8 protein-coding genes are annotated in these 9,423 nt (G+C 73.2%); 6 read left to right on the forward strand and 2 right to left on the reverse strand.

Translation table 11 applies throughout. The features are described from left to right. Nucleotides 1–6: 6 nt before the first annotated feature. Nucleotides 7–582, reverse strand: a complete 576-nt coding sequence (locus tag MNY62_RS24730) for a DUF4112 domain-containing protein (RefSeq protein WP_242346999.1) — start codon at nt 580–582, stop codon at nt 7–9. On the opposite strand from MNY62_RS24730, the gene cimA reads away from it, so the two are divergent. The 5 genes from cimA (at nt 581) to MNY62_RS24755 (ending at nt 6,412) form a co-directional block, all read left to right on the forward strand. Then, nucleotides 581–2,152: a citramalate synthase gene (cimA, locus tag MNY62_RS24735; protein ID WP_242347000.1), complete on the forward strand. Its 1,572-nt coding sequence runs from the start codon at nt 581–583 to the stop codon at nt 2,150–2,152. The two genes, MNY62_RS24730 and cimA, sit on opposite strands and share 2 nt — an antisense overlap. Continuing rightward, on the forward strand, nt 2,149–3,213 hold the full coding sequence (gene leuB / locus MNY62_RS24740) for a 3-isopropylmalate dehydrogenase (RefSeq protein ID WP_242347001.1): 1,065 nt from the start codon (nt 2,149–2,151) through the stop codon (nt 3,211–3,213). The genes cimA and leuB overlap by 4 nt, the downstream gene beginning before the upstream one ends. Nucleotides 3,214–3,374: 161 nt before the next feature. Continuing rightward, entirely contained in the window at nt 3,375–4,856 is a 1,482-nt protein-coding gene (locus MNY62_RS24745) for a M48 family metalloprotease (protein WP_242347002.1), read from the forward strand. A 41-nt stretch (nt 4,857–4,897) separates the two neighbouring features. Continuing rightward, a complete protein-coding gene (locus tag MNY62_RS24750) occupies nt 4,898–5,875 on the forward strand; it encodes an aldo/keto reductase (protein WP_242347003.1) in 978 nt (325 codons plus the stop codon). A gap of 270 nt (nt 5,876–6,145) precedes the next feature. Continuing rightward, complete coding sequence (locus MNY62_RS24755; RefSeq protein WP_242347004.1) at nt 6,146–6,412, forward strand: hypothetical protein; 267 nt, start codon at nt 6,146–6,148, stop codon at nt 6,410–6,412. 23 nt (nt 6,413–6,435) lie between these two features. Here the strand turns inward: MNY62_RS24755 and fusA are convergent, their stop codons facing one another. Continuing rightward, on the reverse strand, nt 6,436–8,505 hold the full coding sequence (gene fusA / locus MNY62_RS24760) for an elongation factor G (protein WP_279426867.1): 2,070 nt from the start codon (nt 8,503–8,505) through the stop codon (nt 6,436–6,438). Between the two features lie 280 nt (nt 8,506–8,785). On the opposite strand from fusA, the gene MNY62_RS24765 reads away from it, so the two are divergent. Continuing rightward, a complete protein-coding gene (locus MNY62_RS24765; RefSeq protein WP_242347006.1) occupies nt 8,786–9,382 on the forward strand; it encodes an outer membrane beta-barrel protein in 597 nt (198 codons plus the stop codon). The last annotated feature ends 41 nt before the right edge of the window (nt 9,383–9,423 follow it).

The raw sequence follows: 9,423 nt of genomic DNA on the forward strand, positions 1-9,423 counted from the left end.
CGCCGGTCAGCCCGCCCGCAGCTCGCCGTAGGCCCACGCGGCGACGCGCAAGGCGGCGAACGCCACCGCTGCCGTCAGGGCGAGCGCCGCGACGAGCACGCCCGCGACGAGGAGCCCGCTCGCGCGGCGCGTCGGGCCGGGCGCCGCGAGCCAGGTCTCGAGGAGCCGCGCGTTCCTGAGGTTGGCCTTGAAGCCGGCGTCGAAGAGATCGCCGAGGAGCGGCACCGCCCCGACGACCGCGTCGATCGCGAGGTTCATCGCCATCCGCGCGACCAGCACCGGCGGCGCCCCGAGCCGCCACGCGACCACGAGCACGTAGGCCGCCGCCACGCTCGTCGCGACGTCCCCGACGCCGGGGAAGAGCCCGACGATGGGATCGAGGCCGATGCGGAGCTCGGTCCCGGGGATGCGGAAGGCGGCGTCGAGCCAGCGCGCGACGAGCCACACCTCGCGCAGCCTGGGATCGGGCGCCCGGCCGGCGGCGCCGCCGATTCCGGAGTCAGCGTCCTCGACGTCGCGCGCGCCCCGGGACTCGCGTTCGCGACGTGTATACTCGCCCTTCTCTCTCGACGGACGGCCCATGATCCAGATCTACGACACCACGCTGCGCGACGGCACCCAGCGCGAGGGAATCTCGCTCTCGTGCGAGGACAAGCTCCGCATCGCGCGCCGCCTCGACGAGCTCGGGGTGGCCTTCGTGGAGGGCGGCTGGCCGGGCTCGAACCCCAAGGATGCCGAGTTCTTCGCGCGCGCGCGCGACCTGCCCTGGCGGCGGACGGCGATCGCCGCGTTCGGCTCGACCTGCCGCGTGGGCGGGGTGCCGGAGGACGACGCGAACCTGCGCGCGCTCCTCGACTCGGGGGCGCCGGTCTGCACCGTGGTCGGCAAGACCTGGACCCTGCACGTGACCGACGTGCTGCGCGCGAGCCTCGACGAGAACCTGCGGATCATCGAGCAGAGCCTCGCCTGGCTCCGCGAGCGCGGCCGCCGCGTCGTCTACGACGCGGAGCACTTCTTCGACGGCTGGCGCGCCGACCCCGCCTACGCGCTCGCGACGCTCGAGGCCGCGGCGCGCGGCGGCGCCGAGACGCTCGTGCTGTGCGACACGAACGGCGGATCGCTCCCGTGGCAGATCGCGGAGGTGGTGCGCGCGGTCGGCGCGAAGGTGAAGACCCCGCTCGGCATCCACGCGCACAACGACTCGGAGACCGCGGTCGCGAACTCGCTCGCGGCGGTCCACGAGGGCGCGAGCCACGTGCAAGGCACGATCAACGGCTACGGCGAGCGCTGCGGGAACGCGAACCTCTGCTCGGTGATCCCGGCGATCGAGCTGAAGCTCGGGCGGCGTTGCCTGCCGGAGAACCACCTCCAGTCGCTCACCGAGCTCTCGCACTTCGTCGCCGAGGTCGCGAACCTCGCGCCCGACGAGCACCTCCCCTACGTCGGCCGGTCCGCCTTCGCCCACAAGGGCGGGATCCACGTCGCGGCGATGCGGCGCAACGCGGCGTCCTACCAGCACGTCCTGCCCGAGCTCGTCGGCAACCAGATGCGCGTCGTCGTCTCCGAGCTCTCCGGCCGCGGCAACCTGCTCTCGAAGGCGGAGGAGCTGGGGCTCGCCGCCGGGGGCGCCGGGGTCGCGGACGTGCTCGAGGAGATCAAGACGCTCGAGGCGCGCGGCTTCTCGTTCGAGGCGGCGGAGGCGTCGGTGGCGCTCATGATGAAGCGCCACGACCCCGCCCACCGGGCGCCGTTCGAGCTCGTCGACTTCTTCGTGAACGTCGAGCACCGCGACGGCCGCGGGCTCTTCTCGGAGGCGATGGTGAAGGTGCGCGTCGACGGCGAGCTCCTGCACACCGCCGCCGAGGGCGACGGCCCGGTCGACGCGCTGGACGCGGCGCTCCGCAAGGCGCTCGTGCCGCGCTACCCGCAGATCGCCGACTGCAAGCTCGTCGACTACAAGGTCCGAATCCTGGATGGCAAGAACGGCACGGCGGCGGTCACGCGCGTGCTCGTGGACACGCAGCACGGCAAGCGCGTCTGGAGCACGGTGGGCGCGTCGCCGAACATCATCGAGGCGAGCTGGCGCGCGATCGTGGACGCCCTGGAGTACGGGCTCACGGTCGCGGCGGAGACCGGAGGAACCGAAGCGTGAGAGCGAAGATCGTCGTGCTGCCCGGTGACGGCATCGGGCCGGAGGTGACCGCGGAGGCGATCCGCGTGCTCCAGGCGGTAGCGCGGAAGGGCGGCCACACATTCGAGCTGTCCGAGCACCTCATGGGCGGGTGCTCCATCGACCGGCACGGCACGGCGCTCACGCCCGAGGTGCTCGCCGCCTGCCAGGCGGCGAGCGCGGTGCTGCTCGGCGCGGTCGGCGGGCCGAAGTGGGACGACCCGCAGGCGAAGGTCCGTCCGGAGCAGGGGCTCCTCGGGCTGCGCAAGGGGCTCGGCGTGTTCGCGAACCTGCGCCCGGTGCGCGTGCACCCCGCGCTCGTGGACGCGTCGCCGCTCAAGGCGGACCGGCTGGCGGGCGTCGATCTGCTCGTGATCCGCGAGCTCACCGGCGGCCTCTACTTCGGCCAGCCGAAGGGGCGTGAGGAGAAGGACGGCCACGTCCGCGCGGTCGACACGCTCGAGTACCACGACTACGAGGTGCAGCGCGTGGTCGAGCTCGCGTTCAGGCTCGCCCGCGGCCGCCGTCGCAAGGTGACCTCGGTCGACAAGGCGAACGTGCTCGAGTCCTCCCGCCTGTGGCGGCAGGTGACGACGGCGATCGGCGCGGCGAACCCCGACGTCGCGCTCGACCACATGCTCGTCGACACCGCCGCGATGCGGCTCATCGCGGCGCCGGCGTCGCTCGACGTCGTCGTCACCGAGAACATGTTCGGCGACATCCTCACCGACGAGGCGTCGGTGCTCGCCGGCTCGATGGGCATGCTCCCCTCGGCGTCCATCGGCGCCGGCGGCGCCGGCCTGTACGAGCCGATCCACGGCTCCGCCCCCGACATCGCGGGAAAGGGCATCGCGAACCCGCTCGGCACGATCCTCTCCGCCGCGATGATGCTCCGCCACTCGCTCGGGCTCGAGGCGGAGGCGTCGGCCATCGAGAAGGCGGCGGACGCGGCCATCACGGAGGGCGCGCGCACCCGCGATCTCGGGGGCACGCTGTCCACGACCGCGATGGCGGACGAGGTGCTGCGGCGCCTAGAGCGCTAGCCCCGTCCGGTCGCCCGCGCGAACGCCTCCATCGGGTCCGGGCGACCGAGGGTGAGGCGCGGATCAGGAACGGTCCGTAAAATGAATTCGAGGCGTGCCCGCCCGTGATCATCCCGGGCGGGCGCCTTCGGCTTCGACCGTTCGCTCGAGGAGACAGCTCCATGATCCGTCGCTTCACCGCCGCTCGCTCGCTCGTCGCCCTCCCGCTCGCCGCGCTGGTGGCGGCGGGCTGCGCGCGAAACCCAGTCACCGGCAAGCGCGAGCTCGCGCTCGTCTCCAAGGACCAGGAGATCGCGCTCGGCAAGGAGAGCGCCGAGCAGGTGAAGCAGCAGATGGGCGTCTACCCGGACGAGAAGGTCCAGGCCTACGTCCGCGAGATCGGGATGCGCATCGCCAAGGCGTCGGAGCGGCCCGACCTCCCCTGGCAGTTCACCGTGCTCGACGACCCCACGGTGAACGCGTTCGCGCTCCCGGGCGGCCCGGTGTTCATCACCCGCGGCATCCTCACGTACCTCGGCTCGGAGGCCGAGCTCGCGAGCGTGCTCGGGCACGAGATCGGGCACATCACCGCGCGCCACTCGGTGGAGCAGCTCTCGAAGCAGCAGCTCGCCCAGCTCGGGCTCGGGGTCGGGATGATCGTCTCGCCGGAGCTCGCGCAGCTCGGGCAGGCCGCCGTCGCGGGGCTCCAGCTCCTGTTCCTGAAGTACGGGCGCGACGCCGAGCGCCAGGCGGACCAGCTCGGCTTCAAGTACATGGCGCAGCAGGGCTACGACGTGCGCGAGATGTCGAAGGTGTTCGTCACCCTCGAGCGCTCGAGCGTGCAGCAGGGGGCGGGCCGCGTCCCGGAGTGGCAGTCGACGCACCCGGACCCGGGCAACCGCGCCGAGGTCGCGCGCGAGCGGGCCGCCAAGGCGACGATCCCGCCGGGCGCCAAGGTGGAGCACGACCGCTACGTCGGGATGGTCTCCGGGATGGTGTTCGGCGACGACCCCCGCCAGGGGTTCTTCAAGGGCGACACCTTCCTGCACCCGGAGCTCAAGTTCCAGATGAAGTTCCCGCAGGGCTGGAAGGCGCAGAACACCCCGACCGCCGTCGTGGCCGTGAGCCCGAAGCAGGACGCGGCGCTCCAGCTCGCCGCGGCGGGGAAGCTCTCGCCGGAGGAGGCGACGAAGAAGTTCTTCGCGCAGGAGGGGGTGAAGCCCCTTCAGGCCCCGCAGACCGGGACCGTGGGCGGGCAGCCCGCGACCGCGAGCTACTTCCAGGCGCAGACGGACAAGGGCGTGCTGAACGGGCTCGTGTCGTTCATCTCGCACGGCGGCGTCACGTACCAGCTCGTCGGCTACTCCCCCGCCCAGGCGTTCTCCGGCTACGACGGCACCTTCAAGCAGGCCATCGCGAGCTTCGGCCCGCTCACGGACAAGTCCGCCGAGAACATCCAGCCTGCCAAGATCGAGGTCGTCCGCGTCCCGCGCGAGATGACCGTCTCGGAGTTCAACCAGCAGTTCCCGTCGACCGTGCCGCTCGACGTCGTCGCGATCGTGAACGGGGTCGACAAGGACGGGAAGCTCGCCGGCGGCGCGGCGGCGAAGCGGATCACGGGCGGCGTGCCGGCGAAGCTGCTCCAGCAGCAGCCCGGGTCGTGAACGGCTCCCGCGCGTGGGCCCGCGTCGGGTAACCTCGCGCCATGGAACACGATGCACCAGGCGCGGAGCGGCTCCGGCGCCTCGCCCTCGGCACGGCCGCCATCGGCCGGCCCGCGTACATGACCCTCGGCCACGCCGACGACCTCGCGGGCGGTCGCTCGCCGGAGCAGCTCGAGCGTCACGCCCACGCCGTGCTCGACGCCGCCTGGGCGGCCGGCATCCGCTGGGTGGACGCGGCGCGATCGTACGGGCGCGCGGAGGTGTTCGTCCGCTCCTGGCTCGACGCGCGCGGCCTCGCGCCCGGTGAGGTGACCGTCTCGTCGAAGTGGGGCTACCGGTACGTCGGCGGGTGGCGGCTCGACGTCGAGCGGCACGAGGTGAAGGATCACTCGCTCGCCGCGCTCGAGGAGCAGCTCGCCGAGTCGCGCGCGATCCTCGGCCCCCACCTCGCGCTCTACCAGATCCACTCCGCGACCCTCGAGACCGGGGTGCTCGACGACGCGGGCGTGCTGGACGCGCTCGCGCGGCTGCGCGACGGCGGGGTCCGCGTCGGCCTCACGGTGACGGGCGTGCGCCAGGCGGAGACGATCCGGCGCGCGCTCGCGGTGACGCGCGCCGGGGCGCCGCTCTTCGCGAGCGTCCAGGCGACGTGGAACGTGCTGGAGCGCGCCTGCGAGGAGGCGCTCCGCGAGGCCCACGCGGACGGGCGGACGGTGATGGTGAAGGAGCCGCTCGCGAACGGGCGGCTGACCGCGCGCGGGGACGCCGGCGCGTCCGGACCGCTCGCGGAGCTCGCGCGCGACCGCGGCTCGACGCCCGACGCCGTCGCGCTCGCCGCGGCGCTCGCGCAGCCGTGGGCCGACGTGGTGCTCCTCGGCGCCACCACCGTCGAGCAGCTCCGCTCGAACCTCGCCGCGGCGCGACTCGGGCTCGCGCCCGGCGAGCTCGCCGCGCTCGCGAGGCTCGTCGAGCCGGCCAGCGCGTACTGGGAGCGACGCGCGCGCCTCGCGTGGACGTGACACGCGCGAGTTCCTGTTGGGTCGGCCGCGTCCCGGGGCCCCTCCGCTGAAGGCGTGTGGTGGACTGAAATGGTCAACATTGACCGAACGAGTCCAGTTCGTTGGACCCGTGGGATATCCCGGAACGCGGGTTGGTGCGAACCGTGACGTGGATCAAAAAACGGCCTGCAACCCCGCGGATTGACTGAGGGTAGCGACAAGTTGCCGCATCGCGCGGGTCGACTGGACCCCGTATCCCGAGTTCCAAGCACCAGGACACGGGAGAAGTCCATGAACGAGTCCGAAACCGAGGCCGTCACCCTCGCGGCAGAGATCGCAGCAGTCCCCGCAGCTCCCGTCTCTCTCTCGAAGCGCATCCGGGCCTTCGGCGACTTCATCTCGCAGGCCGTCGCGGTCGCGTTCACGGTGGCCCTGGCGGCGGTCACGGCGCTCGCGGCCCTGCTGGCCGTCACGCTGTTCGCGCCGGTGTTCCTCGTCCTGTTCGCGCGGGCGCTGCGGCGGCAGGAGCAGCTCAGGCTCTCGCGCGTCGCGGCCTAGGGCGCTTCACCGGCTCGCGCCCTTCACGCCAGGGCGTCGAACCGGTCGAAGCGCATCGTGAACACCGCACGGCCCTGCGTCAGCGACCTGAGCTCGGTCGCGTACCCGAACATCCGGCGCAGGGGCGCCTCGCTCCGGATCGCCTTCGTCGCCGCGCCGCGATCCGCGACGTCGAGGATCGTCCCCTTGCGCTGGTCGAGGCTGCCGATCACCGCGCCGAGGTACTCGCCGGGCGCGACGATCTCCACCCGCATCACCGGCTCGAGGAGCACCGGCCGCGCGCGCCGGGCGGCCTCGCGCACCGCGTCCGCCGTCGCCACCTTGTACGCCATCGGCTTCGAGCCGCCCTCGCGCCAGGTCGCGCCGGTGAGCACCACCTCGACGTCCTGCAGCGGATAGCCCTCGAGCACGCCGGCCTCCGCGGCCTCGCGCGCGCCCTGCTCCACCGCCTGCCGCACCTCGGCGCGGAGGAAGGGCAGCGTGGCGGCCGCCGGCTCGACCCGGAAGCGGAACCCCTCGCCGCGGGGGAGCGGGCCCACCCGGATTGTCACCTCGCCGAACAGCTCGAGCTCCTCGGCCTTCCGCTCGAACGCGGCGGTCGCCTCCGCCTCGGCGGTGACGGTCTCGCGCATGAGCACCTGCGGCTGTCCGGTGCGGACGGGGAGGCCGAACTCCCGGCGCAGCCGCTCGGCGACGATCTCGAGGTGCAGCTCGCCCATGCCCGACACGAGGAGCTGCCCCGTGTCCGGGTCCTCGCCGAAGCGGAAGCTCGGGTCCTCGTCGGTGACGCGCGCGAGCGCCTCGAGGAGCGCCTCGCGGTCGGCGAGCGAGGCCGCCTCGATGGCCTGCGAGATGACGGGCTCGTATCCGGAGAGCCGCTCGAGCACCACCGGGTGGCCGGGGTCGGAGAGCGTGTCGCCGGTGCGGGTCTCCTTGAGGCCCGTCACCGCGAAGATCTGGCCCGCCCCCAGGGCGGGCACCCGCTTCTTCTGGACCGCGTGCATGAGGAGCACGCGTGCGACCTTCTCGTGCTTGCGGAGGCTCGCGTTCCAGACGGTGTCGCCCTCGGCGATCCGCCCCGAGTAGACGCGCACGAAGACGTGCCGCCGCTTCTCGTCGAGGAGCGAGACCTTGAAGGCGAGCGCCACGAGCGGCGCGTGCTCGTCGGCGGGGAGCACCACCGGCTCGCCCGTGCGCGGGTCCTCGCCGCGGACCGGCGGGACGTCGAGCGGGGAGGGGAGGTAGTCGCAGATCGCGTCGAGCACGTGCGGCACGCCCTTGTTGCGGAGCGCCGAGCCGCACAGGAGCGGGACGAACCGCCCGGTCAGCGTGGCGCGCCGGACCGCGCTCCGGAGCGCGCCCTCGTCCACCGCCGCGTCCGAGAGGACCGCCTCCGCCATCGGGTCGTCCACGTCGGCGAGCCGCTCCACGAGCGCCTGCCGCTCGGCCTCGCCCTCGGGCGAGATCCCCTCCGTCTCGGCGAACGCACGGGGATCGTCCGCGTCCGCGAAGCGGACCGTGCGCCGCGACACGAGATCCTCGAACCCCTCGAACGCCGCCTCCTGGCCGAGCGGGCGCTGCAGCGGCGCGATCACCTGGTCCGGGAAGCGCCGTCGCATCGAGGCGAGCGTCATCGCGAGGTCGGCGCCGACGCGGTCCATCTTGTTCGCGAAGGCGATCCGCGGGACCCGGTAGCGATCGGCCTGCCGCCACACCGTCTCGCTCTGCGGCTCGACCCCGTGCGCCGCGTCGAACACGGCGATGGCGCCGTCGAGCACGCGCAAGGAGCGCTCCACCTCGATGGTGAAGTCCACGTGGCCGGGCGTGTCGATGAGGTGCAGCTCGTGCCCGCGCCACTCGAAGCTCGTCACGGCGGAGGTGATGGTGATCCCCCGCTCGCGCTCGAGGTCCATCCAGTCCATCACCGCGAGGCCGTCGTGCACCTCGCCCATCTTGTGCGTGCGCCCCGCGACGAAGAGCAGCCGCTCGGTGAGCGTCGTCTTCCCCGCGTCGATGTGGGCCATGATCCCGATGTTCCGGATGGCGCGGATGCGCCGTTCGCCCGCCGCAGGTCTCGGGCCGTCGCTCGTCATGGCTGTTGCCCCCGGCGCCGCCTCGCGGCGCGGCGCGCGAGGAGTATACGGCGCCGGGCCTCGCGCGGCGGCTCGCGTGCGCCGCACGCGCACGGGCGGGCGCCGGGCCCCTCGCGAGCGGGCTCGCCCACGCTCGGCCGGGGCCTCGCGCCGCGCTCGCGCCTCCACGCCGCTCCGTGAAGGGCCTCGACAAGAGCTTTCGCTGCGCGGCGCGGAGCCTTCCTCTAAGGAAAGGCGCCTCACGCGCGCCCGCCGGGGTGCGTTCAACGGGAGGTGGATGATGGGGGTTCGTGGTTCGGTGGTCGCGGGGCTCGCCCTCGCGCTCCTCGCTGTCCGCGCGGACGCGCAGGGCGCGCCGCCGCGGCTGACGGCGAGGGATGCAGCCGCGCCGCAGGCGCTGAGCGCCGGCGGTCTCGTCGGGTTCGAGTTCGCGAGCGGCACGACCGGTCTCGGGCTGCGGCTGGACGGCGAGCTGCCCATCCAGGCGATCGGGCCGCAGGTGAACCTGAGCGCCGTCGGCTCGCTCGGGTTCACGCGCTTCTCGGACTCGACCTCGACGGGAATCGGGGACTACTCCCAGTCCACCCACATCTTCAAGCTGGTGCCCGCTGCACGCTTCACGCTGCCCCTCGCGCCGGCCGTCGCCGTCTACGGCGACGCGGGGCTCGGGCTGTACTGGGCGCGGTCGTCGGTGGACACGCCGTTCGGGAGCTCCTCGGACGACGGGGTGGGCGTCACGATGCGCTTCGCCGCGGGCGGCCACTACGACGTGAACGACAACGTCCGGGTCGGCGCCGAGCTCGGCTGGAACCCGTACTTCGGCGACTTCTCGACCGACACGTTCAGCGTGCTCGGCTCCGTGATGGTCCGGCTGTAGCGCGGGCAGACGCGCGCGGCGGAGCTCACCCCGCCGCGCGC

Origin of the sequence: Anaeromyxobacter terrae (genome assembly GCF_022690685.1) — a bacterium.
Taxonomy (GTDB): Bacteria; Myxococcota; Myxococcia; order Myxococcales; family Anaeromyxobacteraceae; genus Anaeromyxobacter; species Anaeromyxobacter terrae.